This window comes from Paraburkholderia sp. (genome assembly GCF_050742655.1).
In the GTDB taxonomy this organism is placed as follows: domain Bacteria; phylum Pseudomonadota; class Gammaproteobacteria; order Burkholderiales; family Burkholderiaceae; genus Paraburkholderia.
On the sequence record NZ_JBOIGG010000011.1, the window covers coordinates 177,953 to 202,401 of the forward strand.

Genomic DNA, 24,449 nt, shown 5'->3' on the forward strand with positions numbered 1-24,449 from the left:
GTTCTGCCGGTATTTGCGGTCATTTCGCGCGACTGCAAGGCGACGACGAATCTGCCGCCGGGGCGTCGCCTGCACGCTGCCAGATCATCCGAAAATCATCCCCGATGTCCAATCCGTCCGCCCTCTCTACACGCATGAGCGCGCCCGAATTGCGCGCGACCGTGTCACTGGCCGCCATCTTCGCGCTGCGCATGCTCGGCCTCTTCATGATCATGCCGGTCTTCTCGATCTACGCGAAGACGATACCCGGTGGCGACAACGTGCTGCTCGTCGGCATTGCGCTCGGCGCATACGGCGTCACGCAGTCGATGCTGTACATCTTCTACGGCTGGATTTCCGACAGGATTGGCCGCAAGCCGGTGATCGCCACCGGCCTGCTGATCTTCGCGCTCGGCAGCTTCGTCGCGGCAGGCGCGCACGACATGACCTGGATCATCGTGGGGCGGGTGATTCAGGGGATGGGTGCGGTGTCGTCGGCGGTACTCGCGTTCATCGCCGACCTGACCGCCGAGGAGCATCGCACGAAGGCGATGGCGATGGTCGGCGGCAGTATCGGTGCATCGTTCGCGGTGGCGATCATCGGTGCGCCGATCGTGTTCCACTGGCTCGGCATGAGCGGGCTGTTCGCGCTCGTCGGCGTGTTCTCGATTCTCGCTGTCGGCGTCGTGCTGTGGATCGTGCCCGATGCACCGAAACCGGTGCACGTGCGCGCGCCGTTCGCTGAGGTGCTGCACAACGTCGAACTGCTGCGTTTGAACTTCGGCGTGCTGGTGCTGCATGCAACGCAGACCGCGCTCTTTCTCGTGGTGCCGCGCATTCTCGAGGCGGGCGGCCTGCCGGTCGCCTCGCACTGGAAAATCTACCTGCCGGTGATGGGCCTTTCGTTCGTGATGATGGTGCCTGCGATCATCGCCGCCGAGAAGCGCGGAAAAATGAAAGCCGTGCTCGTCTCCGCCATCGGTCTTATCCTGATCGGCCAATTGCTGCTCGGCGCCGCTCCGCATACGATTCTCAGCGTGGCTGCGATCCTCTTCGTGTACTTCCTCGGCTTCAACATTCTCGAGGCGTCGCAGCCGTCGCTCGTGTCGAAACTGGCGCCGGGCACCCGCAAGGGCGCGGCGGTGGGCGTGTACAACACGACCCAGTCGATCGGCCTCGCGCTCGGCGGCGTGCTGGGCGGCTGGCTGCTGAAGACGGATGGGGCGAGCACGGTCTTCTATGCGTGTTCGGCTTTGGTATTTTGCTGGCTTATAATCGCCGCAAACATGAAGCCGCCGCCGCGCAAGGTTTAACAGGACTCATCGGCGGCGGGCTGCGGTATATCGGTCTGGCCGCCTGAAACGGAATCAACAGGAGAAAATCATGGCATCCGTGAACAAGGTCATTCTCGTCGGCAATCTCGGCGCCGATCCGGAAGTTCGTTATCTTCCGAGCGGCGACGCAGTGGCGAACATTCGCCTTGCCACGACCGATCGTTATAAAGACAAGGCGTCCGGCGAATTCAAGGAAGTGACCGAATGGCATCGCGTGTCGTTCTTCGGCCGGCTCGCGGAAATCGTGTCGGAATATCTGAAGAAGGGCTCGTCCGTGTATATCGAGGGCCGCATCCGTACGCGCAAGTGGCAGGCACAGGACGGCACCGACCGTTACTCGACGGAAATCGTCGCCGATCAGATGCAGATGCTGGGCGGTCGCAGTGGTGCGGGCGGTGGTGGTGCGGGTGGCGATGACGGCAGCTATAGCCGCGGCGAACCGTCTGAGCGCAGCAGCGGTGGTGGTGGCCGTGCGGCGTCGGGCGGCGGTGGCGGCGCGCGTAGCGGCGGTGGTGGCGGTGGTTCTAGCCGTCCGAGCGCGCCGGCAGGTGGCGGCTTCGATGAAATGGATGACGATATTCCGTTCTGAGGTTTCGCAACCGCAGATTGGAAACATCAACCCCGCTTTTTTGGCGGGGTTTTTCTTTTTGGAGGCGCTGATCTGGGAAGGGCGTGCCGAGCATTCATCTGACACGCAACTGACTCAGCGGATTCTTACATCCCTTCATCCAGCCCGGCGATCAGATCGTCAACGGCGTGATAGACACGCTCAACGATCTCCGGCCCGACCTTGCGTTCGATCTCGCGGTAATGTGCTTCGAGGTCCTTTGAAATCACGCGTACCAGATCAATGCTAGTGTCGGTTAGCGACACCATCACGCGCCGCTGATCTTCGGCAAAACGTTCCTTCGTCACCAGTTCCATGCTCTCCATTCGCGCGAGCACACCAGCCATGCTCGGGCTCGAAATGGTGCAGATATCTGAAATCTGCCGCGGCTCCATCGGCCCATGTTCATTTAACGCCCGAATCACCCGCCACTGCTGTTCTGTCAGTCCGTGCGCGGTGATAAGCGGACGGAACCGCTCCATCATTTTTTCCCGCGCGCGAAGCAGCAACATCGGCAGATTGCGGTGTAACACACGGTTGGAGGTCTTTGCGGGCATAGCAAAAGAAAAATGAGCTGGCTGGCCTGCGACCGGCCTTAGGGGAAAACACTCGATCAACTGGCAGGCCATTGACCATGGATCATATCGAGTGCAACATATACTAACATGTTAGCGATTAATCGAGAGACCGCCGATCCATGTTCGCCTTAACCGATCATCTGCTGCATCCCGTCGGCGATGCGCTGCCGCGTGACGTTGATGCTCGCACGGCAGCCGCGCTGCTCGAACGCGGCAGTGCCTGCCACGCGCCCGTCAATGGCGCGGTCTACGGCACGCTGCTCAACGATCGCGCCGCACTCGATGCGCTCGGCGACGCGGTCAACGCCGCGCCGTACAAAGCGCCGCCCCGGGCGCCGATTCTGTACCTGAAGCCGCGCAATACGCTGGCCGGGCATCGGGCGCACGTCGTCGTGCCGGACCACACAGGCGTAGAAGTGGGCGCATCGCTCGGGATTGTGATCGGATCCACCGCTACGCGCGTGAGTATCGAACAGGCGTTCGATTACATTGCAGGCTTCACCATCGTTGCCGATCTCAGCGTGCCGCACGCCAGCGTGTACCGGCCCTCGGTCCGCTTCCGGGCGCGCGATAACTTCTGCGTCGTCGGACCTGCCGTTGTAGCCGCACGGCATGTCGCGCTGCCCGACGAACTGGCGATCACCGTCACGCTAAGCGGACAACGTTCGTTTATCGCGAACACATCCACGTGCGTGCGCAAAGTTGCGCGACTACTCGTCGACGTTACCGACTTCATGACGCTTTCCCCCGGCGATGTGCTTACACTCGGCGTGCCGCACGCCTCACCGGTTGCGCATGCAGGGGACACAGCCATTCTCTCGATTGGCGCATTGCCGCCACTCAGTGTGTCGTTCATCGGCATGCAAGATGCGACCGGAGAGCAGCCATGATGCGCGGCCGCGTTGCTTACGCAGGCGCGATTCATGAAGCGTATCCGGACGCAAGCGGCGTTCGTCTCGCCGACGGGCGCATACGTCGTGAAGATGAAGTCGTGTGGCTTGCGCCCATCGAGGTCGGCACGATTTTCGCGCTTGGCCTCAATTACGCGGAGCACGCGAAGGAACTACAGTTTGGCAAGCAGGAAGAGCCGCTCGTGTTCCTTAAAGGGCCGGGCAGTGTGATCGGCCATCGCGGCGTGACGCGCCGGCCTGCCGATGTCACGTTCATGCACTACGAATGCGAGCTGGCTGTTGTGATCGGGAAAACCGCGGAGAAGGTCGGCTGCGAAACCGCGATGCAGCATGTGGCTGGCTACATGATTGCCAACGACTACGCGATCCGTGACTACCTCGAAAACTACTACCGCCCCAACCTGCGCGTGAAGAATCGCGATGGCTGCACGGTGCTCGGCCCCTGGTTCGTCGACGCTGCCGATGTCGAAGACGTCACGCAACTGGAGCTGCGCACATTCGTCAACGGTGTGCGTGAACAGCATGGGAATACGCGTGACCTTGTCACCGATATTCCCGCGCTGATCGAATACCTGAGCAGCTTCATGACGCTCGCGCCCGGCGACGTGATCCTGACGGGCACGCCGGAGGGTATCGTCAACGTCAATGTGGGCGACGAAGTGGTCTGCGAAATCGACGGCCTTGGCCGTCTCGTCAACACGATTGCATCCGATGCGGACTTCGGCCGAGCCTGACCGACCGTGCAAGAGAAAGGACAAAGCAATGCGAATCGAGCATCTGATCAACGGTAAAGCGGGCACCGCGAGAGACTATTTCGAAACCGTCAATCCGGCCACTCAAGAGGTGCTCGCCGAAGTCGCGCGAGGCGGTGCGCAAGAAGTCGACGCCGCCGTGCAAGCGGCCAAAGATGCGTTCCCTGCATGGGCCGGCAAGGCCCCAGCGGAACGCGCGAAGCTGGTCCGCAAGCTCGGCGAATTGATTGCGAAGCATGTGCCGGAGATCTCGGAAACCGAAACGCGGGACACCGGTCAGACGATTTCTCAAACGCGCAAGCAACTCGTGCCGCGAGCCGCCGACAACTTCAGCTACTTCGCGGAGATGTGCACGCGCGTCGACGGCCATACCTATCCCACCGATACGCATCTGAACTACACGCTGTTTCATCCGGTCGGCGTCTGCGCACTGATTTCTCCATGGAACGTGCCGTTCATGACCGCGACATGGAAGGTCGCGCCGTGCCTCGCGTTTGGCAACACGGCGGTGTTGAAGATGAGCGAGCTGTCGCCGCTTACCGCTTCGATGCTCGGAAATCTCGCCCTCGAAGCGGGGATTCCCGCAGGCGTGCTGAATGTCGTGCACGGCTTCGGCCAGGAGACCGGCGAGCCACTGGTCGCGCATCCGGACGTGCACGCGGTGTCGTTCACGGGTTCTACCGCGACCGGCAATCGCATTGTGCAAACAGCGGGCCTGAAGAAATTCTCGATGGAACTGGGCGGCAAATCGCCGTTCGTGATTTTCGACGACGCCGATTTCGAGCGCGCACTCGACGCCGCGGTTTTCATGATCTTCTCGAACAACGGTGAGCGTTGTACGGCCGGTTCGCGGATTCTCGTGCAGCGTTCGATCTACGCGCGTTTTGCCGAACGCTTCATCGAGCGTGCGAAACGGCTCACGGTCGGCGATCCAATGGCCGACAGCACGATCGTCGGGCCGATGATCAGCCCGGGACATCTCGCAAAAGTACGCAGCTATATCGAACTCGGGCCGAAGGAAGGCGCGACGCTCGCGTGTGGCGGCATCGACGTGCCTGGGTTGCCGGATGCGTTGCGGCAAGGCAATTTCGTGCCGCCTACCGTATTCGTCGACGTCGACAACCGGATGCGAATTGCGCAGGAAGAAATCTTTGGCCCGGTCGCGTGCCTGATTCCTTTCGACGACGAAGTCGATGCGGTGCGGCTCTCGAACGACATCGCATACGGTCTGTCGAGCTACGTGTGGACCGAGAACGCGGGTCGCGCGCATCGTGTTGCGGCGGCGATCGAGGCCGGCATGTGCTTCGTCAACAGCCAGAACGTCCGTGATCTGCGTCAGCCGTTCGGCGGTACGAAGGCATCGGGTGTCGGGCGCGAAGGCGGCACGTGGAGCTATGAAGTGTTTCTCGAACCGAAGAACGTCTGCGTGTCGCTCGGCTCGCATCATATTCCGCGCTGGGGCGCTTAAGGCGCACGGAGTCAACGCTATGGGAAAACTCGCACTGGCGGCCAAGATCACGCATGTGCCGTCGCTATATCTGTCCGAACTGGATGGCCCGCACAAGGGCTGCAGGCAAGCGGCGATCGACGGTCATCGCGAGATCGGTCGTCGTTGCCGTGAACTCGGTGTCGATACGATCGTCGTGTTCGACGTGCACTGGCTCGTGAACAGCGAATATCACGTGAACTGCGCACCGCATTTCGAAGGGTGCTACACGAGCAATGAGCTGCCGCACTTCATCAGGAACATGTCGTATGCGTACCCCGGCAACGTCGAGCTCGGCCATCTGATCGCAGACGTCGCGAACGAGATGGGCGTGAAAAGTCGCGCGCATAGCGAGACCACGCTCGAACTTGAATACGGCACGCTGGTGCCGATGCGCTACATGAATGCGGACCAGCATTTCCGCACCGTATCGGTGGCGGGCTGGTGCATGTGGCACGACCTCGCCACCAGTGCGCGCTTCGGCCTCGCGGTGCGCAAGGCGATCGAGGAACGCTACGATGGCACGGTCGCGATTCTCGCAAGCGGCTCGCTCAGTCATCACTTCGCGGACAACGGCACCGCGGACCGGTTCATGCACAAAGTCTGGAGCCCGTTTCTCGAACAGATGGACCGCAAGGTCGTCGAGCTATGGGAAGCCGGCGACTGGCCGACGTTCTGCGCGATGCTGCCGCTCTACAGCGAGAAATGCTGGGGCGAAGGCGGCATGCACGATACCGCGATGCTGCTCGGCGCGCTCGGCTGGGATCGCTACGACGGCCGCGCCGAAGTCATCACGCCATACTTCGGTAGTTCGGGCACCGGCCAGATCAACGCGATCTTTCCCGTCACGCCTCTGCCCGTCTGACTCACAAGGAGTTTGTCATGCCGCATCTGACGCTCGAATACAGCAGCAATCTCGCCGACGAAGACAGCATTCGCCGCCTGTGCGAGAAACTCACGCGTTGCCTCGACGCACAACGCGATGGCGACGCGCACGTCTATCCGCTCGGCGGCATTCGCGTGCGCGCACTTCGCTGCGAGCAATACTTCATCGCCGACGGTCGTCCCGACGCCGCGTTTCTGCACGCGAACCTGAAGATCGGCTCGGGTCGTTCAGAGTCGGTAAAGAAAGCGACCGGCGACGCGCTGTTCGAACTGATCAAGCAGCACTTTGCCACCGAGTTCGACGCGCAGGGGCTGGCGCTTTCGATGGAAATCAGCGAATTCAGCGAAACAGGGACGTGGAAGCACAACAACCTGCACGCACGGCTGAAAGCCTGAGCATCACTCGAAGAGAAACCACATGCTAGACAAACAGACCATCCGTGCGCTTGCAGAGGAACTTGATCAAGCCGAGAAGACCCGCACGCAGGTGAGGCATTTCTCCACGCGGTTTCCCGAGATGACCGTTCAGGATGGCTACGCGATCCAGCGCGAATGGGTGGCGCTGAAACTGGCCGAGGGTCACGTGATCAAGGGGCGCAAGATCGGGTTGACGTCGCGTGCGATGCAGCGTTCGTCGCAAATCGACGAGCCTGACTATGCGCCCCTCCTCGACAGCATGTTCATCGAGAGCGGCCGGGACATCCGCGCGGACCGTTTCATCGCGCCGCGCGTCGAGGTCGAGCTGGCGTTCGTGCTGAGCCGGTCGTTGAAGGGGCCGGGCGTGTCGCTATTCGACGTCCTCGATGCAACGGCCTATGTGACACCCGCGGTGGAAATCATCGATGCCCGGATCGAGCAGTTCGACCGCGACACCCAGGCGCCGCGCAAGGTGTACGACACGATTTCCGACTTCGCGGCGAACGCGGGCATCGTGCTGGGCGGCCGTCCCGTGCGGCCACTGGATGTCGATCTGCGCTGGGTCGGCGCGCTGCTGTACCAGAACGGAGTCGTCGAAGAAAGCGGCTTGGCCGCTGCGGTTCTGAATCATCCCGCGACGGGTGTCGCGTGGCTCGCGAACAAGATCGCGCCATACGACGAACAACTGAATGCTGGCGACGTGATCCTGAGCGGCTCTTTCACAAGGCCGATCCCTGCCCGCGCCGGCGATACTTTCCACGTCGATTACGGTCCGCTTGGCGGCATTGCCTTGAATTTCATCTAGGTGAGCGCCATGACGCCTCTGCCCAAACCTACTCCGCGAGCGCCAGCAGCAACTGATTCTTGACGATCGCAGTAGCCAGCGGCTGGCGGCCGAACTCGTACCATCCGACGTGCCGACGCCACGCAGCGCCGGGGATCGGCTTCACGAACAGCAGCGGATCGTCGTTCCATGCGGCGTGCCGAAGGCGCGGCACAATCGAGACGCCCACGTTCTGTCGTACCAGATCGGCAATCGCGGCAATCGAATTCATTTCCAGCACCGGGTTGACCTCCACGCGCAAGCGGCGCAAGAGGCTCGTCACCTGCCTGCCGGTAGGCAATGCCGCTTCGAAGCCGATGAACGGAAAGCGTTTGAGCAGCGAGGCCACCGATGCGTCGGCCGGCGCCACCGCGGGATTGGCCAGCAGCACGAGAGGCTCGTCGTACAGACGCTCCCACAACTCCGGCAAGTGGGTCGCGTGCGGCTCGCCGATGAGCACTGCTGCATCGATCTCGCCGGCGCGCACCTGACGTTCCAGTTCGGGACTGCTGCCGTGCGTCAGGTGCACGTTCAGGCCAGGGTACGGCGTCTTGAGCCGGATCACGTTGGCCGCGAGAAAGCCCATCGATGAAACCGTCGCGCCGATCTTGATCGACCCTTCAAAGCTTTGCTTGTCGGCCACGCCGCGCAGCAGCGAATCGTACGCGGCGACCACCGCGCGCGCCTGCTCGAGGATCGAGCGGCCGGCGTCGTTCAACTGGATGCTTCGTCCGCTGCGGTCGAACAACTGACGCTGGCATAAGCGTTCCAGTGTGCGCATCTGTGCCCCGACAGCCGCGTGCGTCAGCGCCACGCGATCGGCTGCGGCGGCCATGGTTCGGTGTTTCTCGATCGCCAGAAACGTGCGGAGCATGCGAATTTCACTCATGCGAAATCTCCTGAAAGGCGACGGGGCAGCGCGCTCCGACGACGTGTCTGCCCGCTATCGCCACACGCTATGATGATCGCATGAAGCACAAAAAAATCTTTCCTTTGAAGAAAGAAAATAACGCTTTTTCTTTGGTTTTCGTCATTCCAGAATCGGTTCATCCAGTCGAACCGGCGGTATCGGTATCGACGCAATGCCTTCCAGGGTGAGGAGCCTCACGATGTCGCAAATCCAGCCATTTCCCTTTGTCAGCGTGTCCGGCAAGCCGTACGACCGCGGGCTGCAATACGGTCGCGCGGTCGCCGCGCGCGTGCGCCTGAGCGCTTCCCGATACGGGCAGACGTTGCGCAACCTCGGCTACAGCGAGGCGTCGCAGATGGCGTTGATCCGCTCGCTCGAACAGGCGATCGGCGAGTTTCAGCCGGCGTATCTCGATGAAATGCGGGGCATCGCCGTCGGAGCCGAGGTGTCGTACGAAGACATCGTGATGATCAACGCGCGTACCGAGGTGTTGGCCAAGGCGCGTGTCGAACAGAGAGCGGCGGCCGACGTCGGGGACGAGGACGGCTGTACGGGGGTGCTCGTGCTGCCGTCGCGTTCGGCGACCGGGCAATTGATCCACGCACAGAACTGGGACTGGAAAGCGGATTGCGTCGATACGGGCATTGTCCTGCGCGTGCACAGCGAAGACGGCCCCGACTTTCTGACCTTCGTCGAGGCCGGCGGCCTCGCGCGCAGCGGGCTGAACGCGGCCGGTGTGTCGATCACCGCGAATTACCTCGAGTCGGATCGCGACTATACGCAGCTCGGGGTGCCGCTATCGCTGCTGCGCCGGCGCGTACTCGAAGAGCCGGTGTTCGCCAATGCGCTGCGCGTGATCGCGACGACGCCGAAGTCGTGTTCGAACAACATCATGCTCGGGATGGCCGAGGGCTTCGGTATCGATTTCGAGTGTGCACCGGATGAAGCTTTCCCGATCTATCCAGGCGAAGATCAGTTGATCGTGCACGCGAACCATTGGGTCAGCCCGGTTGCGCGCACGAAGCTGCGCGACACCGGTTGCGAGAATTCGCCGGACAGTCATTACCGCGACTGGCGCGTGCGCCAGTTGCTGAACGCGTCGCCCAAGGTGGATCGCGATGCGGTCAAGGCCGCGTTGTTCGACGCGTTCGGCACGCCGTATTCGGTATGCCGTCCGCCACGCCTGGGCATTCGGCACACGATGTCGGCGACGGTCGCCATGATCGTCATGCAACCGGGCAACGGCGAGATGGACGTCGCGCCGATGCCCGCGCTCAACCGGATCTTCACGCGTTACAGCCTGCACCACGAGCCGCTGCATGAGGCGGTGTGAAGAGCCGTTGCCCACGTGGCCTGCATGCTGCAGGGCGCCCACGACATACATGATTGAGTTCGTCCCGGAGGAGTCACAGATGTCCGACATTGCACAGAAGGCGCCCAGTCCCGGTCAGGACAAAGGACAGGCGTTGTACGACATGGGCTCGACCACCGTCTACGCCAGTCGGTGCGATCCGCGTTTCCCTTACGTGCTGTATGTGCCGAACGAAATACTCGCGTCCGGCAACGATGTCGAACTCGTCGTAGTGATGCACGGCACGGGGCGGCAATTCACGCAGTACCGCGATGCGTTTGCGCCATTCGGTCGCTGGAATCGCTGCATCGTTCTGTGCCCACTCTTTCCGGTGGGCGTACTCGGCGACGGCAATCGCAGCGGTTTCAAGCGTCTGATCGAAGGCGATATCCGCTACGACAAGGTGCTGCTAGACATGGTGAGCGAAGTCGGCGAGCGCTATCGCAAGCGCTTCGACCGGTTCGCACTGTTCGGCTATTCGGGGGGAGGACAGTTCGTCAACCGGTTCGCGTATGTGCATCCGGAGCGTTTGTGGGCCGCGTCGATCGGCGCGCCGGGCAACGTCACCGTGCTCGATCGAACGAAAGACTGGTGGCTGGGAACCGGCGGTTTCGAGCGGCACTTCGGCAAGCCGTTCGATGCGGCAGCGTTGCAGCGGGTCCCCGTGCAGATGATCGTCGGCCGGGCGGATCTGGAAACCTGGGAAATCACGGTGCGCGACGACAGTCCGATGTACATCCCGGGCATTAACGACGCAGGGGCGACGCGGCCGGATCGGCTGCGCACGCTCAAGGCATCGTTCGAAGCGGCGGGCATCAAGGTGCGCTTCGACGAGCTGGACAATATCGCCCACAACGGTATGCAGGTCGTCGAGGTGGTTCAGGACTTTTTTGCCCAGGTACTGCGCACGAGACGCGCTGGAGACTAGCCACATGCGTACCGACAGCGAGGCCAGGCGGATCCGGAAAGTCATCTTCTCGACCGTGATCGGCGGCACGTTCGAGTGGTTCGACTTCATGGTGTACGGCTACTTCTCGAGCATGATCGCGCGGACGTTCTTCGCCGGGGTCAATCGCGGCGAATCGTTGCTGCTGACGTTCGCGACGTTTGCCGTCGGGTTTCTGGTGAGGCCGATCGGTGGCGTCGTGATGGGGATGTACGCGGACCGTGCCGGTCGAGTCAAGGCGCTGTCGTGGATCATGGTGGCGATGTCGGTGGGCTCGCTGGTGCTCGGTCTGACGCCGGGCTTTGCGACATTGGGACTCGCCGCACCGATACTGCTGGTGGCCGGTCGGCTGGTGCAGGGCTTCGCGGTCGGTGCGCAGTTTGCGCTTTCGTCGGTGACGATCTACGAAGTAGCGCCGCCGGACAAGAAGATGTTTTACGGCAGTTTCAACATGCTGTCGCTGGGTCTCGCCGCGATGTTGTCCTCGGGGTGCAGCTTTTTGCTGTCCCGTCACCTGTCGCATGCCGAGATGGCGGAATGGGGCTGGCGCGTGCCGTTTCTGATCGGCGTCCTGGTTGGGCCGATCGGCTTTTACATCCGGCATCACATCGGGGAGTCGGAGGAGTTTCACCGGATGCAGGCGCGCCCGGCCGCGCGTGCGCCCGTGGGCACGCGTATGCGCGATTTCGTCCGCGAGAACGGCGATGCCCTCGTCTGTGCGATAGGCGTGATGATGGCGGGCACATCGCTGAACTACGTCTGGAATGCGTACTTGCCGAACTATGCGCAATCCCAGTTGCATTTGCCGTTGAGTTCCTCGCTGCAGGCGGTGTTCGTCACGAGCATCATGTCGTGCGTGCTGTCACCCCTTTTCGGCAAGCTGGCGGACCGCGTCGGACCGTACCGGCTGTTCTGCGTCTTTATTGCCAGCTGGCTGTTGTGTGTTTTTCCGTTGTTCTGGTATCTGCTGGCCGCGCCGACAGCGACACGACTGATGGTGGTTCACTTGATCGGTATGCTGTTCCTGACGTTGCAAGGGGCCGCGCATCCGGGGATGCTGGTGAAGATCTTCACGGTGCAGGGCCGCTCGACCGGCGTAGCGATCTCGTATAACACCGCCGTGATGCTGTTCGGCGGCTTCGCGCCTTTCTATATCTCGGTGGTCGCCCGGTTCACGGACGCCCACTTCATTCCGCCGAGCTATCTGTTCGGCACGAGCCTGATGGCGATCACGCTCGTCCTGCTGACACGTACCGGGCGGCGGGTGTTGCGGGAGGATCGCATGGAGCGGGGAAGCTATGCTGTGTCCGCGAGCGACTATGCCGGTTCGACCGGAGCCGTTTCTTCGCGTGAACCAACGCATCTTCGTTAGTGACGTTGTCGGGACGGTGTCTCACCCGTTGTACAGACGGGAACGCAACGTTCATTGCGTTCAATAGTCTTGGTCGTTTTGTTAAGGGCTCCGGTCTATGTCGACGAATCGGATCTTGCCGCTTCTGTGGGCTTTCGCGGGGCTTGCGGCACTTTACTGCGGCAGTTCCAATGCGGCGGACAGCGGGCAGCCGACGGGACCTCACGCCCCTGTCAAACAGATTGCGGATCAGCACGTCGTCATCAAGACGCCGGAAGGGACGGGACTATTACCCGTCTATGCGGATCGTCCGATCGATGCCGCAGCGCCTGACGTTCGACGTGTACTGATCATCGTGCACGGAATACTGCGCAACGCCGACGTTTACTTTCAGTCGGGGCAAGAGGCCGTCCAGGCCGCGAAGCAGGCAGGTCGAGACAGCATGGTGGTTGCCCCGCAATTTCTGACATCCGTCGATGCCGGGAAATTCAAGCCGTCGCCCGATACGCTGGTATGGGCCGGGTCGGGATGGCGCGGTGGAGAACCTGCCCGCAGTCCGGCGCCGATCAGTTCGTTCGCGGCACTGGACGGGTTGCTCGAGCACTTCGCCAACCGCAGTCTCTATCCTGCGCTGAAGACCGTCGTGGTGGCTGGCCATTCGGCGGGGGCCCAGGTCGTTCAGCATTACGCCGTGGTGGGCCACGGCGAAGCGATGCTGGCCGATAACGGTGTCAGCGTTCAATACGTGGTCGCCAATCCATCGATCTACCTTTACTTCGACGAAAGCAGGCCGACCCAGGGTGCTCTCCAGCCCGCCGATGCTGCCTCGTGCCCCGACGTGAACCGATGGCTATATGGCATGACCGACGCGCCGGCGTATGTCGCCTCGCAGCACGTCGATGAGCTCGAAGCGCGGTATGTGCGCCGAAATGTCGTGTACCTGCTCGGCACGGCCGATACCAATCCGTACACGCATTTCATCGATCGATCATGTGCTGCGATGGCTCAGGGTCCTTATCGGTTCGCACGCGGACTGGCTTATTTCGACTATCTGAAACGTCGCGATGCGTCAGCGCTTAAGCAGCGAGTCGTGGAAGTACCGGGTATTGGGCACGACAATCGGGGGATGTTTACGTCGGTGTGTGGCCTCGCCGTACTGTTCGGCGAAACGGTTCCGTCTGTGTGTCCTCAAATACCGTAAGCAATGGCGTCGGGCTTTCGGCTCTGCCCTGGCTCGCCCTCAGTTTCGTCATAGACGTACTTTGCGTGCAACTTCGCGCCGCGCGACAGGAACTCGCCTTTTCCGCAGACGTACATCTCGATCACGGGTGAAATGCAAGTCCAAACGCTCGTGTCGCGTGCGCGACGCACGTGCCATACGACGGACCTCAGCTCGCGGGAGAGCACGCCATGTCGTCGACGCCTATCAGTGGTTTACGGAAGCATCCTACGCAGCAGGACACGGATGCGACAAGCACGGGCAATGCGCCTGACAGAGCGACGCACGCGCAGGGCCAGTCGCAAACGCCCGCCTCGGGGGCGGCGAACCATTCGCTACTCGGCAAGCTCGCGAAGCGCATGGAACGCGCGGGCGAGAAGGCGATGAAAGAGAACCGGAGGGGCCTCGATAAAACCAACGCGGAACTGAAACCCACGATGGCCGCAGGCTATGAAGTCTGGGCCGTGAACAACGCGATCTCGGCCGGCAACGGCCTTGTCAGTACCTTTCACGGGGCGAATGCTGTGACCGGCAAGGTGTCCGCCGCAACGAACGATGCCGGTGTGGCAACTCAAGGGCTCGAAATCGCTTCGACGGCCGTCGCCTTCGCCGACACGTCGTTGCAACTGATCGATGCCGGCAAGAAAGTGAAGGTGACGGATCCTGTAACCCTCGAAGGTAAAGACGCGTCGAGTGCGCACAGACAAGCCAAAGGGAATCTGTTACGTGCGATCCCGACCGCGATACGCAACGTCGGTGTGGGATCGGTGAATGAGGCGGGACGTATCTTTACCGCACAAAACCCGGGGCATTCGATGTACGGCAACAAACTGGCATCGGTGCATGCGGATGGTGCCATCGCAATCGGGTCGGGTGTTACGTACATCGTCGGTGGGTTGCTGCAAAGCGCGAAGGTAGACCGCGGGGTGGACCGCGCACAGGCATTGCGTTCGTCCGTGCTGCGACCGGCGAGCGGCCGCACGGACTCGGAGAGCGAGGCCATGCAGAAGCTCGACGAGGCATTCGCCAGGAGCGATTTCAGCGCGAACGTCTACTCGATTCTGCGCACCCGCAGCGACACCCAAGTGGATGGGTTTCTCGGCAACTTTGCGGCGCTGAACCCGGACGGCCGGCAACGCTTGCTGAAGCTGCTTCACTTTCCGGGCGTGCAGAACGCCATGAAGGTTCTGAACATGGGCCGCGCGACCAACCTGAACACGGCCAGCACGCGCCGGGCGGCGCGCGAAGAAGTGATCGATGCGTTCATCGAAAAAAAGGTCACCGCAGCCGATACGGCCGGGCTCTTCGACGCGTTGAAGAAGGTAAGAAGCGAGGCCCTCGGTGCGAAAACCTCGCCCGAGGTGGTTGCCCTCGAGCAGATGTTGAGCAAAGCCGGGTTCGAGCCGGACGAATTGACGGCAAACGTGCTGAAGGCCGTCGCGCAATCCGTCGACCCGCAGGAGTTCGTGAACCGTTACAAGGCGCTCCCGCGAGAAGAGGACCGGAAGCATCTGCAATCGATTCTGCACTTCGGCTCGTGGCGCTTCTGGAAGGCCGATGCCACGCTGCCCACTACGAAGTATCAGCGCTCGGATATCCGTGCGGAACTCATCAGGCAGTTTATGAACGGGGCGACCCTCGACCGCCTGGACGCGATGAAGATCCGCTACAACGAGAAGGTGCTGCCACTGCAGACGGGACGTACGCATCCGCGACAGGAGCCGGCCGATGCGATGCGCAGGCACATCCTCGCGTATCAGGACGGCGCGCTCGATACGCTCAAGGAAGAAAAGCAAAACGCGAAGATTCAGGTCGCTTATGGCACGGTGAACATCGCGGCGGGCATTGCGGAGCTTGCGATAAATCCGGGTGCCGCAGCGGGCGTCAGTGCGTCGCGTGCAGTCCTGGCTCCGTTGTATTACGCGTACAACGGGCTTCGCGGGATCGTCGCCGAAATTAACCATCGGAACGCACAACCCATCGATGCGTTGATGCGCGATGAAGCGTTGCGTTACGCGCTGCCTCAGGTAAACGAACTGATTGCGGCAGGCGGCTCGAATACGAGCCGCCTGGCCGATCGACGAGGATTTCTGCGCGACACGTTCGGGCTCAGCGACGCCGACATTCGCAAGGTAGACATGCTCGAGCGTTCCGGCAAAGGTCCCGAAGCCCGCGCGATGCTTGCGCAGAAGAATCCCGAGGCGAACGTCCTGATTGCGCTTCGCGTGCTCGCAGAGGAGAGCGCAGACAACTGTTCGAATCCGGCGAAACGCAACACACCGAGTTTCATCGCGACCGAAGCTGCCGCTTCGGGGAGTGCGTCGCTTCAAGCTATCGACAATCTGTCGGATCCGGACAAGACGTTCGCGGCGTTGAGGGAACATTTCATCGATAACGAGTCGTTCAACCCGTCGGCTGGACTCGCCGTGCTGGCTCAGAAGCTATCGGCCGGCACCGCGATCGACGATTACGGAATCGACAAGACGCGCGCCGAGGGAAAGTCGCCGCTAGATCTGCAGCAGCGCTTCGCAAACGACAATCCATGGTTTGCAACGCGGCTGTTCGTCACGGACCTGGTGAGCGGCGGCGAGCCAGCGGTGGCTGCGCGCAACATGTTGCGCGATTTCCGTTTCAGCGAAACGGAGATCGGGCAGCTGCAGAAAATGGACAAAAAGGACGCGTGGACGTGGCTGGATCGCCACCTGTTCGGCGAGGACCTTCGTCGCCGTTTCTCGACGCAAAAGCTCGATCAGGGCGGCCGGGACAACGCGTCGGCCGTAGTCGAACACATGCCTGTCCATCAAGCGAGCGCCGACGAACCGCTCACCTGGCGGCGCGATCTGGAAGACCTCCGCGTGAACGTGATCGCCAATGCCGGCACGCCCGGTCTCGACTCGATGCTGCATGCGCTCTATCAAAACTTCTCCGGCAAGACCGATTCGTCGTCGAGCGAGATGCAACGCAAGGTGATGGAGGCGAGGCGGCGCGTGATTGCCGACGTGACGCCGGCTTCTCCCGGAACCCGCGTGGACGTCATGCAGCATCGCGACGCCATCGTCCGGATCGCCGGCCAGGTGTTCGGCAAGCCGGACGCGACGGTGAAGATCGTGCTGTCCTCGGGAGAAGGGGACGCGCAGCGTGTTGGCACAGGGCGCGGCGATCAGAATGTGCCAATCGCGGCCGTGCTCTGCTATGACGCTCAAACGCGGCGTACGTTCGCGCTGCACGGCGGTGATGCGCGCAAGGCGGGCGCAAAGGCGCCGCAGATACCGCCGTCGCGATTCGACGAAGACTCGCTTGATCAGGACATGTCCGACGCTTTTGAGGTTGCCGTGCGAAAAGTCGAGGGCGATGCTGGCGTCGGGGACCGTGGGACTCGATGAGATTGTTCGCTCGTGTCGGAACACTCGTCGGCTCGAGGACAAATTCCAGTCGCCTGCTGGATAGGGAAGTCAGAAGAGAAAAGGGCGACAACCTACCTGTAGACACTTTCGGCGCGCCGTTATAATTTCGCCCGAACATGGCCAGGGAGGTTTTACCGTGGGAAAGATCACCGCCGTTGCGCTCGTTGCGCTTGTTGCTCTTGTACTCGCGGGTTGCTCGTCTGCCGAAAAGCAGGAGCAGCAGGCCCAGCAGTTTGTTCACGATGAAAGCAGTCTCGCGGCCGCGCAGCGCAATGCCGCGGTCGATTGCAAGCCGGCAAACTGCGAGGCCGCATGGGCGCTCACCAAACGCTACGTCCAGCAGCATTCCGACACCGCCGTGATACGCGCGGACGCGGACGCAATCGACACCGATGTGCCCTTCAGGTCAGGCAAGGTCTCCCTCTCAGCGACCCGGGTCGCGAAAGGGTCCGGCGCAACGCTGGCTCTCTTTGCACAGTGCCGCGGAATGTACGGACCTGACGAGGCGAAAGGTTCCGACTATGACGAGTGCGCCGGGAAAATTCTCAAGGCTCAGGATGGCTATGTAGCGTTTCTCAGGGCACATATGTCGGGTGAGCAGGCGCCTTGAATGATGCCGGTTTCGGCGGTTCACGTATCGATCCGGCGGTATGAGGCAGGAGAGCTGGACGCAGTGCAAAGCGACGAATGCGTTGAACATTGGCTGTATCTCGTTCGTTTTTATTAACGTTCGTGCAGGTGTTTCCAGAAACGAAGCGTAGTCACGCCTTCGCGCCGTTTTGCCGGAATGGGCTTTCTGTCATCCTGGTGCATTCGTTTTCAAAGAGAATAGTCAGCGTTTCCAATGCGTCGCGCGGTGACACGACGCTGGTAGCCGACGGCAATCTATCTGCCGCGCGCGCGAAGAAGACGCCCGCTCCCGAACCGCACGATGCGTCGGGCAGACAGGATAACGACCGAAAAACGTGGGTCAACCATGAACATCGATTTTCATTATGGGGTCGTCTACGCGATCGCCCGCCTGGGCGGCATGGACGTGGACGAAGCGCAAACGGTCGCGCATGCCTGTCAGTACGTCGACGACGCGACAACTGAAGGGCTGCTGAGGTTTGCAGGCGGCGAGACGTTCGAGCGCATCGCCAGCGCCCACGAGATGATCGACTACAGGAATGAGGACGACGACGAGAATCGCCGCATCTGGGTGCCGTTTCACTTCCTGCCCGGCGCGCAGGGCGACACGCTCGACAAGCGCGCCGTGTGTCGACCCAACAGCGATGTCGCCAAGCTGATGGTCCGACACGCGCTCGGGGCTCACGATGCCTACAACGCGCTGCACAGACTGGGCGTGACGCTGCACGTCTATGTGGACACGTGGGCTCACCAGGGCTTCAGCGGGATCGAGAGCGACTACAACCGCATTACGCATCTCGAAGGCGACGACTACGATCATCACACCTGGCGCGGCAAACTGAACCGCATGCTGGTCAAGTTCGGTCTGGACGTGGCTAGTGTCAGCATCGACCTGGTCTCGGGTCAGGGGCACGGCGCAGCGCTGCATTTCCCGGACATGCCCTGGGTGAAATGGCGGTACCAATGCAGGGCTACGCACGACTTCGTCGAGCGCGACAATCTGCCTGCCTACATCGAGGCTGCGGACATGACCTGCAAGGTCGTGCAGGCCTTTAAGGCCAGGACACAGGAGTTCGAAACCCAACCCGGTTTGTCGGCCGATGTGAAGACGGCTCTTCGCACGTTGCTCGGCGAGAGTCGCAGTCACAATCCGGACGAGCGCCTCGAACGTGTGAGCAGTGCGATCGCTGCCGGCGAGATTCCTGGTCTGATGGAAGCATTGCCGGCCTATATTCCGAAGGGTCCCGACTCGTGGAAGCACCTTGCTACCGGTATCACGGTGAAAGACGACGGGAACGTTGCGCCGGTCTGGTCGCAGCATTTCGAGGACTCGGACTACCGAAAATTCCACGACGCAACGAAGGAACACCGTTTCGTGGTCATTCAACAGATCTTGCCGACGTTTGGTTTACGGCTGACCTGAAAGCAGGTGCCGCAGCACATGAAGAACCCCGCGTGCGCGGGGTTTCCTGTTTCCGGCGAACGCTACGGACGAAGCAGATCGTACCCACCGAGCACGACCACGCCGCTCAACGCGATTAGCGCGACCGAGTGCTGACCGAAGTAAAGAATCGCGGCGGCCAGCCAGCTTGCGATAAAGAATGCGCCTAGTCGTTTCATGATGTGTTCCGTTTCGTCTGCGCGGTGTCGATGCCGTCTGTCACGCGTGCTGATACCGATACTCCTGCGTTTTACCGCCATAGCCATAAGACGCCGCCCGCACGTCCTGCACATAGATGTAGCTCTCCTCGTGCAGATTGCCGAGTAGCTCCGAAAACCCGGCGAACGCAGCGTCGATGTAGCGCGCCTTCTCGGCTTTCGTGTTGGTTTCGTCAGTGATCTTGATGTCGAAATAGACGCTGCTTTTGCCTTGTGCGCTCAGCGACCGTCCACCGACGATCCAGTCGTCCGGATCGACATATTCGATCGCAATGGCCGTCACCTTCGGGTCTTTCCCGAGAATGCGAGTAGTCAGATCCAGCAGTAGCGTTGCGATGCTCTCGGTCATTTCACGCGATTTCTTCGCACTGACCTTGACGTTGAGAATAGGCATTTTACGACCTCAAATTAATTAGCGTTGCAACTATCAGGGTAAAAAAACTCAGGTGAGCGCCGAACGAGCGTCTCGAATCTTCGAAACGGTCTCGCCGAATTCAGTGCCGCCTAGCACTCGCTTGAGCCGAGCTGTCACCGCGGCGCTTGCCGCGTTCAATGCCACCTTGATGTCGGCCGCTTTCGATGTCGGGAAAATCGCTACCTCGCGACCATCGCCGTCGGTACGGCGACGATCGATATAACCGCGTGCCTCAAGCCCATCTAGTGCACGCGTGGCGGTGGGCCGCGCGATGACCAGCTCATCGGACAACTCGCGCTGCAGCATGCCGGGCCGATTGATGATCGCCCGCAGCATGAAGCCTTGCGGCGGCGTCAGATCGAACGGCGCGAACGCGTCGGTCCATTCGCGCTCCAGGCGGCGAGCGAGTGCGGACGTGTTGAAATAAAGGCATTCATCGAACATGGCCAAAGCATAGTGCAATGTAGTTAGCGTTGCAACTATTCTTTGCGTGTGCTTACTGAACGTTGAAATGGACCCGCACGTCGCGGCGACTTTCGACCGGATGGCCGTTGTCGAGCGCGGGAAAGAAGCGCCAGTTGCGCAGCGCGTCGAGCAGAATCTGGTTCAACCGAGGGTTAGCGGTGGGTTTGATCAGTTCGACGCTGCAGGTGCCGTCCGGGCGGATCGTGAAGCGCGCGACCGCTACTGCTTGATAAGCAAGCTCACGCAGGTCGTCGGGCAGGTCGGGTAGCGGTTGCGACAAGAGTCTCGCTTCGGCGAAACCTGTCGATGCGCTCGGTGGTGACGATACGGTCGCGTTGTTCGTGGCGGGGGCGGTGGTTGGTTGGTCAGGCGCTGCGGAGGGCGCCGCCGTGGTTGGCGTGCTGGGCGGCTCCGTGTGTGCGCTTGCCTGAGGACGCGGCGGCGCGGCCTGTGCTCGTTCGTGCTTCTGTTCCCGTGCGGCGGTAGGCACCGACGTATGCACTGGCACAGGTGCCTGCGGCCGGGCAGGTTCGGTTGGCGAGCGCACTGGCGGCGTCGGCGGAACCAGTTCGACGAGTTGCATCTGAAGCGGTGCAGGCGGTTTCGCCGGCACGGGACTACTTGCCAGCCACTCGCCCGCCCGCATCAACAGCAGCGCGCATAGGATCGCGGCAATGCCGAACGAAACGGCAAAACGCGGCGAGGGTCCGTCGAATACAGCGAGCATGCGCCGCGTACCGCTTTGCTGCGCGTCGCTATTCACGATGCACGGCGACCAGAAAATGTTCTGCGCCCGCGTTGCGCGCGGCCAGCATCGCCTGAACGACGATCCCGTGCGATGCGGCGTCGTCCGCCGCGACGACGATGTCGTGATCGCGCGGTAGCAGCTTTGCAACCGCTGCCGTCACCTGATCGAGCCGCACAGGTTGCCGGTTCACGTAGATCTGGTTTGCGCGCGTGACAGCAAGCGTTAGTGGCGCCGTTTCGGACATTGTCTGCGCGCGGCCCTGCGGCAGGTCGACGCGCACGGCGTCGAGTCGTTGCAGCGCGAGCGACGTCAACATGAACGTCGCGAGCAGGAAGAACATCACGTCGATCATCGGAATGATCTCGATGCGACCGCGCTTCGACGCGCGCGAGCGACGCAGCTTCACGGTTGCGCTATCCGTTCGTCTTGCGCGTTCGCGCGTTCTTCGGCGAGCCGGAGTTCACCGATGCATTCGTTCGCGAACGATTCGAGCTCATCCATCAGTCGGTCGATGCGACGCGACAGATAGTTGAACGCGAACAGCGCGACCAGTGCAATGACGAGACCGATCGCGGTCGCAACGAGCGCCTGTGCGACGCCACCCGACACTCCAGACGGATTGACGAGCCCATCGCCGCCAATCAACCGGAACGAATGCATCATGCCGACGATCGTGCCGAGCAACCCAAGCAGCGGAGCCGCCGTAACGATCGTCTCGAGCAGCCAGAGACCGCGGCTCATATCGCGTTCGATCGTGGTGGCGGTGCTTTGAAGACGTGCCTCGACTTGCCACAACGGCGCGCGGTGTTCGAACAGCGCAGCGACCCTACGCAGCGCGTGCTGCGCCGACAGCCGATCCATGCGGCCGCCTGCGGCTTCGCGCACGTCCATTCGCGGAATACGCGCGAATCGCCACAGCACGTACGCGCGATCGAGCACGATCGCGAGCGCGAACACGGCGAGCAGCGTCAGCGGATAGATTACCCAGCCGCCGAGGCGAACAGCGTCGCCGAGATTCGTCCAGTCGTTCATCGTCGGTCCTTCAGAAGTGCTTCGTGATGCCCGCGTAGATCGCGCGTTGCGGACCGAACTGCGGCGCACCGACTCCAATACCCGAACCGTCGCGCAACTGGTACACGCGTCCGAACGCATTCACGAGAACGAGGCGCGCATCGAACTTGCCGATCATCGGCTCGTTGAAGCGCTGGATCACGCCCAGGTTGATCTGCGCGTACCACGGCAGCTTGTCGGTGTTCGCAAAGCCGCTGCGCAGCCCGCTACCGACGATGCCGTCCGCGGTCAGCGTCGTTCTGCCCATCGTGTACGAGCCGCCAAACGATGCCGTGATGCGTTGATCGTGATCGAGCCAGACCCAGTGGTTCGAGATGTACGCAAGCTCGGCCGGGTCGAAATTGAACTGCGCGGATTCGACGTTCTTGCCCTGCGCACGGCTGTACGCGATGTTCAGGTATGCCGAGACGTTGTCCTGCCGGTAGCTCGTGGTCAGTTCGAGTCCGTAGACATGACCGTACTGATAGTTGAACGGCGTGTAGATCAGCGCCGAACCGAACTGTCCTTCGTCGAGCAGATCCGAGGCCTTCTTGTAGTACGCGTCGAGACCGACGGTGAGCGCGGGCGTCAGGCGCTGCGTGATGCCGACGTCGAAGTAATGGCTGCGCTCAGGTTTGACCGGACTGTTCTGCGCGTTCGGGCTTTGATTCGTCGTGCCGTTGAAGAGGCCCACTGTCGAATCGGAAACGAGTTCGAACGCGGGTGGCGTGAAGTAGCGTGAGTAGCCGGCGTGGATCGTCGTCGCGTTGGTCGGCTGATAGACGATGCCGATACGCGGACTCAGCTGGCTTGCCTGCACGTATTCGTCCATCCGGTCGTAGCGCAAACCGTAGTTCAGCGTGACCGTGCTCGTCAGTTTCCATTCGTCCTGCACGTAAGCGCTGTACAGGTAGCCGGTTTTGCTGTTCGAGTCGTGGATCGTGAACGGCTGATCCGATGCCTGGCTGCCATCGGGATTGGTGGCGAAGACCGACACGTCGTCGTTGAATACCGCGTGCTCCTGCTGAAGCATGACGCCCGCGCGCAGCGTGTGCCTGTCGTTCAGGCGCCAGGTCGTGTCCGCCTGCACGCCGTTCGCCTGGTTGCTATGAAAGTCCTTCGACGCAACGCCGTTGAACATCAGATCGCCGACCGGATCGGGATTGAACTGCGTACGCGTGTAGCGCGTGAAAAGCGCAACCTGATAGTCGAGCGCGCCGCCGTTCGTGCCCTGCAGTGCGATCAACGCGAAGTTGTTCAGCTCCGATTGTGTTTCGTTCAGGTCTGCAGAATTGAATGCGGTGCGACCGTTCAGCGCGAACGAGGGCGTGAGACCGGGCGTGTTCGGGAGTTCAAACTGGTTGCTCGCGGTACCGAACATCACGCTCACGCGCGTGAGCGGGTTGATGATGTACGACATGTAGCCGAAGCCGTTGCCCTGCCGCGTGTGATCGTGCAGCGGACTGCCGTCGGACGTCGGCGCCTCGATGCCGAGATTATTCACGCCGAGCGTGCCGGCGAAGTAGTAGCTCAACGGTCCCTGCGAGCCGAAGACATCGGCGCTCGTCCGCAACGTCTGGTGGCTGCCGCCGTAGACGTCGATCGAGCCGCCGTTGCCGGTGTCGCCCGATTTCGTGCGGATATCGACGACGCCGGCGGTCCGGTACCCATACTGCGCGGGCAGCGCACCGGTGATCAGGTTGACCTGGTCGACGATGCGCGTATCGAACGACTGGCCGAATCCGCTGATTGGCTCCGGCACGATGATGCCGTTGATCCGGTACTGCAGATCCGCGTGATCGCCGCGCACGTGAAGCTGGCCGTATGAATCGTTGGCGACGCCGGGTGCCTGCAGCAGAACCTGGTTGAACGGCGTGCTGGAGCCTTGCGGCAGCGTGTCGATGTCGGCTTGCGTGATTCTGTACACGGTCGCGCCGACCTCGGGCAGCAGACCGTTGCGCGCGCGGTCGAGGCGCTGTGCGTTGACGGTCACGTCGAGTGTGCTGTCCTGCTTGAGCACGACGTTCAACGGCGTCGGTGTCTCGCCGCTCCCGATCGTCGCGACGCTGGTCGCGGTGCCGAAGCCCTTCGCATCGACGGTTGCCGCATAGGTGCCGGCCTCGATGCCGGGCAAACCAAAGTGGCCGTCGCTGCCCGTCTGCGTGCGCCCGACGGTATCGCCCTGCGCATTCTGGATCGACACCTGCGCATTGGCGACGGCATGTCCTTGTCCATCGGTGACGACGCCCGATAGTCCGGTCGACGGGCCGGCTGCGAAGACATGAGCGGAAAGCGCCTGAGCGAACAGCAGCATGCTGGCGCGCGCGATCAACGTGCGGTGGTTCATGTTTGATTGGGAGCGGGTGGAAATGCGATGCGCGCGCGGCGTCGATATCACATCGAAGCCGCGCACAGCGATGCCGCCCAGCAGGCGGATCGCTATTGTTGAGAGATGTTATAACATAACAATATCAATGGGCAATCGGAATTCTCGAGAGAGGACGAGCGTGTCCCGCGACGACGCGCCGT

General features: G+C 61.7%; 24 protein-coding genes. 15 read left to right on the forward strand and 9 right to left on the reverse strand.

Annotated features, from left to right (window positions below; translation table 11 throughout):
- Positions 1-104 precede the first annotated feature (104 nt).
- A complete protein-coding gene (locus ACREXZ_RS17535; RefSeq protein ID WP_431765366.1) occupies positions 105-1,292 on the forward strand; it encodes an MFS transporter in 1,188 nt (395 codons plus the stop codon).
- 70 nt (positions 1,293-1,362) lie between these two features.
- On the forward strand, positions 1,363-1,902 hold the full coding sequence (locus ACREXZ_RS17540; RefSeq protein WP_431765367.1) for a single-stranded DNA-binding protein: 540 nt from the start codon (positions 1,363-1,365) through the stop codon (positions 1,900-1,902).
- 125 nt (positions 1,903-2,027) lie between these two features.
- Here the strand turns inward: ACREXZ_RS17540 and hpaR are convergent, their stop codons facing one another.
- Positions 2,028-2,432, reverse strand: a complete 405-nt coding sequence (gene hpaR, locus ACREXZ_RS17545; protein ID WP_431765408.1) for a homoprotocatechuate degradation operon regulator HpaR — start codon at positions 2,430-2,432, stop codon at positions 2,028-2,030.
- 185 nt (positions 2,433-2,617) lie between these two features.
- Between hpaR and ACREXZ_RS17550 the strand changes: the two genes are divergently transcribed.
- Genes ACREXZ_RS17550 through hpaH form a run of 6 tightly spaced genes read left to right on the forward strand, consistent with a single transcriptional unit; the run spans position 2,618 to position 7,754 of the window.
- Complete coding sequence (locus tag ACREXZ_RS17550; RefSeq protein WP_431765368.1) at positions 2,618-3,388, forward strand: fumarylacetoacetate hydrolase family protein; 771 nt, start codon at positions 2,618-2,620, stop codon at positions 3,386-3,388.
- Entirely contained in the window at positions 3,385-4,143 is a 759-nt protein-coding gene (locus ACREXZ_RS17555) for a fumarylacetoacetate hydrolase family protein (protein WP_431765369.1), read from the forward strand. Before ACREXZ_RS17550 ends, ACREXZ_RS17555 begins: the two co-directional genes overlap by 4 nt.
- A 28-nt stretch (positions 4,144-4,171) precedes the next feature.
- Entirely contained in the window at positions 4,172-5,629 is a 1,458-nt protein-coding gene (gene hpaE, locus ACREXZ_RS17560; protein ID WP_431765370.1) for a 5-carboxymethyl-2-hydroxymuconate semialdehyde dehydrogenase, read from the forward strand.
- A 19-nt stretch (positions 5,630-5,648) separates the two neighbouring features.
- On the forward strand, positions 5,649-6,512 hold the full coding sequence (hpaD, locus tag ACREXZ_RS17565) for a 3,4-dihydroxyphenylacetate 2,3-dioxygenase (RefSeq protein ID WP_431765371.1): 864 nt from the start codon (positions 5,649-5,651) through the stop codon (positions 6,510-6,512).
- Between the two features lie 17 nt (positions 6,513-6,529).
- Entirely contained in the window at positions 6,530-6,928 is a 399-nt protein-coding gene (locus tag ACREXZ_RS17570; protein WP_431765372.1) for a 5-carboxymethyl-2-hydroxymuconate Delta-isomerase, read from the forward strand.
- A gap of 22 nt (positions 6,929-6,950) precedes the next feature.
- Complete coding sequence (gene hpaH, locus ACREXZ_RS17575) at positions 6,951-7,754, forward strand: 2-oxo-hept-4-ene-1,7-dioate hydratase (RefSeq protein ID WP_431765373.1); 804 nt, start codon at positions 6,951-6,953, stop codon at positions 7,752-7,754.
- 28 nt (positions 7,755-7,782) lie between these two features.
- Here the strand turns inward: hpaH and ACREXZ_RS17580 are convergent, their stop codons facing one another.
- Positions 7,783-8,661, reverse strand: a complete 879-nt coding sequence (locus tag ACREXZ_RS17580) for a LysR substrate-binding domain-containing protein (protein WP_431765374.1) — start codon at positions 8,659-8,661, stop codon at positions 7,783-7,785.
- 220 nt (positions 8,662-8,881) lie between these two features.
- Here ACREXZ_RS17580 and ACREXZ_RS17585 point away from each other — a divergent pair, with 220 nt between their 5' ends.
- The 7 genes from ACREXZ_RS17585 to ACREXZ_RS17615 all read left to right on the forward strand — a co-directional run bounded on the left by ACREXZ_RS17585 (position 8,882) and on the right by ACREXZ_RS17615 (position 19,006).
- Positions 8,882-10,015 (forward strand): C45 family autoproteolytic acyltransferase/hydolase, encoded by a 1,134-nt coding sequence (locus tag ACREXZ_RS17585; RefSeq protein WP_431765375.1) that lies wholly within the window; start codon positions 8,882-8,884, stop codon positions 10,013-10,015.
- Between the two features lie 193 nt (positions 10,016-10,208).
- Positions 10,209-10,961, forward strand: a complete 753-nt coding sequence (locus ACREXZ_RS17590) for an alpha/beta hydrolase (RefSeq protein WP_431765409.1) — start codon at positions 10,209-10,211, stop codon at positions 10,959-10,961.
- Between the two features lie 4 nt (positions 10,962-10,965).
- Positions 10,966-12,351 (forward strand): MFS transporter, encoded by a 1,386-nt coding sequence (locus ACREXZ_RS17595; RefSeq protein ID WP_431765376.1) that lies wholly within the window; start codon positions 10,966-10,968, stop codon positions 12,349-12,351.
- Positions 12,352-12,448: 97 nt separating this feature from the next.
- Positions 12,449-13,531 (forward strand): alpha/beta fold hydrolase, encoded by a 1,083-nt coding sequence (locus ACREXZ_RS17600; protein WP_431765377.1) that lies wholly within the window; start codon positions 12,449-12,451, stop codon positions 13,529-13,531.
- Between the two features lie 209 nt (positions 13,532-13,740).
- The gene (locus ACREXZ_RS17605; protein WP_431765378.1) at positions 13,741-16,932 is read left to right on the forward strand and encodes a hypothetical protein; all 3,192 of its coding nucleotides are present in this window, start codon (positions 13,741-13,743) and stop codon (positions 16,930-16,932) included.
- Between the two features lie 157 nt (positions 16,933-17,089).
- Positions 17,090-17,563, forward strand: coding sequence for a hypothetical protein (locus ACREXZ_RS17610; protein WP_431765379.1), 474 nt, complete (start codon positions 17,090-17,092; stop codon positions 17,561-17,563).
- Positions 17,564-17,929: 366 nt separating this feature from the next.
- Entirely contained in the window at positions 17,930-19,006 is a 1,077-nt protein-coding gene (locus tag ACREXZ_RS17615) for a DUF6765 family protein (RefSeq protein ID WP_431765380.1), read from the forward strand.
- A gap of 62 nt (positions 19,007-19,068) precedes the next feature.
- On the opposite strand, the gene ACREXZ_RS17620 is transcribed toward ACREXZ_RS17615, so the two are convergent.
- The 7 genes from ACREXZ_RS17620 to ACREXZ_RS17650 all read right to left on the reverse strand — a co-directional run bounded on the left by ACREXZ_RS17620 (position 19,069) and on the right by ACREXZ_RS17650 (position 24,234).
- The gene (locus ACREXZ_RS17620; protein WP_431765381.1) at positions 19,069-19,203 is read right to left on the reverse strand and encodes a hypothetical protein; all 135 of its coding nucleotides are present in this window, start codon (positions 19,201-19,203) and stop codon (positions 19,069-19,071) included.
- 40 nt (positions 19,204-19,243) lie between these two features.
- Positions 19,244-19,636: a tautomerase family protein gene (locus tag ACREXZ_RS17625; RefSeq protein ID WP_431765382.1), complete on the reverse strand. Its 393-nt coding sequence runs from the start codon at positions 19,634-19,636 to the stop codon at positions 19,244-19,246.
- A 48-nt stretch (positions 19,637-19,684) separates the two neighbouring features.
- A complete protein-coding gene (locus tag ACREXZ_RS17630; protein ID WP_431765410.1) occupies positions 19,685-20,101 on the reverse strand; it encodes a MarR family winged helix-turn-helix transcriptional regulator in 417 nt (138 codons plus the stop codon).
- A gap of 52 nt (positions 20,102-20,153) precedes the next feature.
- Complete coding sequence (locus ACREXZ_RS17635) at positions 20,154-20,402, reverse strand: energy transducer TonB (protein WP_431765383.1); 249 nt, start codon at positions 20,400-20,402, stop codon at positions 20,154-20,156.
- A 475-nt stretch (positions 20,403-20,877) separates the two neighbouring features.
- Positions 20,878-21,276, reverse strand: a complete 399-nt coding sequence (locus ACREXZ_RS17640) for an ExbD/TolR family protein (protein WP_431765384.1) — start codon at positions 21,274-21,276, stop codon at positions 20,878-20,880.
- The gene (locus tag ACREXZ_RS17645) at positions 21,273-21,902 is read right to left on the reverse strand and encodes a MotA/TolQ/ExbB proton channel family protein (RefSeq protein WP_431765385.1); all 630 of its coding nucleotides are present in this window, start codon (positions 21,900-21,902) and stop codon (positions 21,273-21,275) included. The genes ACREXZ_RS17640 and ACREXZ_RS17645 overlap by 4 nt, the downstream gene beginning before the upstream one ends.
- 10 nt (positions 21,903-21,912) lie before the next feature.
- The gene (locus ACREXZ_RS17650; protein WP_431765411.1) at positions 21,913-24,234 is read right to left on the reverse strand and encodes a TonB-dependent receptor; all 2,322 of its coding nucleotides are present in this window, start codon (positions 24,232-24,234) and stop codon (positions 21,913-21,915) included.
- Between the last annotated feature and the right edge of the window lie 215 nt (positions 24,235-24,449).

Bases quoted from the DNA above. Each gene is read 5' to 3' on its own strand.
- ACREXZ_RS17645 (WP_431765385.1), bottom strand. From the start codon at position 21,902: ATGAACGACTGGACGAATCTCGGCGACGCTGTTCGCCTCGGCGGCTGG.
- ACREXZ_RS17570 (WP_431765372.1), top strand. From the start codon at position 6,530: ATGCCGCATCTGACGCTCGAATACAGCAGCAATCTCGCCGACGAAGAC.
- hpaR (WP_431765408.1), bottom strand. From the start codon at position 2,432: ATGTTGCTGCTTCGCGCGCGGGAAAAAATGATGGAGCGGTTCCGTCCG.
- ACREXZ_RS17540 (WP_431765367.1), top strand. From the start codon at position 1,363: ATGGCATCCGTGAACAAGGTCATTCTCGTCGGCAATCTCGGCGCCGAT.
- ACREXZ_RS17615 (WP_431765380.1), top strand. From the start codon at position 17,930: ATGAACATCGATTTTCATTATGGGGTCGTCTACGCGATCGCCCGCCTG.
- ACREXZ_RS17535 (WP_431765366.1), top strand. From the start codon at position 105: ATGTCCAATCCGTCCGCCCTCTCTACACGCATGAGCGCGCCCGAATTG.
- ACREXZ_RS17580 (WP_431765374.1), bottom strand. From the start codon at position 8,661: ATGAGTGAAATTCGCATGCTCCGCACGTTTCTGGCGATCGAGAAACAC.
- ACREXZ_RS17650 (WP_431765411.1), bottom strand. From the start codon at position 24,234: ATGCTGCTGTTCGCTCAGGCGCTTTCCGCTCATGTCTTCGCAGCCGGC.
- hpaD (WP_431765371.1), top strand. From the start codon at position 5,649: ATGGGAAAACTCGCACTGGCGGCCAAGATCACGCATGTGCCGTCGCTA.
- ACREXZ_RS17625 (WP_431765382.1), bottom strand. From the start codon at position 19,636: ATGCCTATTCTCAACGTCAAGGTCAGTGCGAAGAAATCGCGTGAAATG.
- hpaH (WP_431765373.1), top strand. From the start codon at position 6,951: ATGCTAGACAAACAGACCATCCGTGCGCTTGCAGAGGAACTTGATCAA.
- ACREXZ_RS17550 (WP_431765368.1), top strand. From the start codon at position 2,618: ATGTTCGCCTTAACCGATCATCTGCTGCATCCCGTCGGCGATGCGCTG.
- ACREXZ_RS17630 (WP_431765410.1), bottom strand. From the start codon at position 20,101: ATGTTCGATGAATGCCTTTATTTCAACACGTCCGCACTCGCTCGCCGC.
- ACREXZ_RS17595 (WP_431765376.1), top strand. From the start codon at position 10,966: ATGCGTACCGACAGCGAGGCCAGGCGGATCCGGAAAGTCATCTTCTCG.
- hpaE (WP_431765370.1), top strand. From the start codon at position 4,172: ATGCGAATCGAGCATCTGATCAACGGTAAAGCGGGCACCGCGAGAGAC.
- ACREXZ_RS17585 (WP_431765375.1), top strand. From the start codon at position 8,882: ATGTCGCAAATCCAGCCATTTCCCTTTGTCAGCGTGTCCGGCAAGCCG.
- ACREXZ_RS17555 (WP_431765369.1), top strand. From the start codon at position 3,385: ATGATGCGCGGCCGCGTTGCTTACGCAGGCGCGATTCATGAAGCGTAT.
- ACREXZ_RS17605 (WP_431765378.1), top strand. From the start codon at position 13,741: ATGTCGTCGACGCCTATCAGTGGTTTACGGAAGCATCCTACGCAGCAG.
- ACREXZ_RS17620 (WP_431765381.1), bottom strand. From the start codon at position 19,203: ATGAAACGACTAGGCGCATTCTTTATCGCAAGCTGGCTGGCCGCCGCG.
- ACREXZ_RS17600 (WP_431765377.1), top strand. From the start codon at position 12,449: ATGTCGACGAATCGGATCTTGCCGCTTCTGTGGGCTTTCGCGGGGCTT.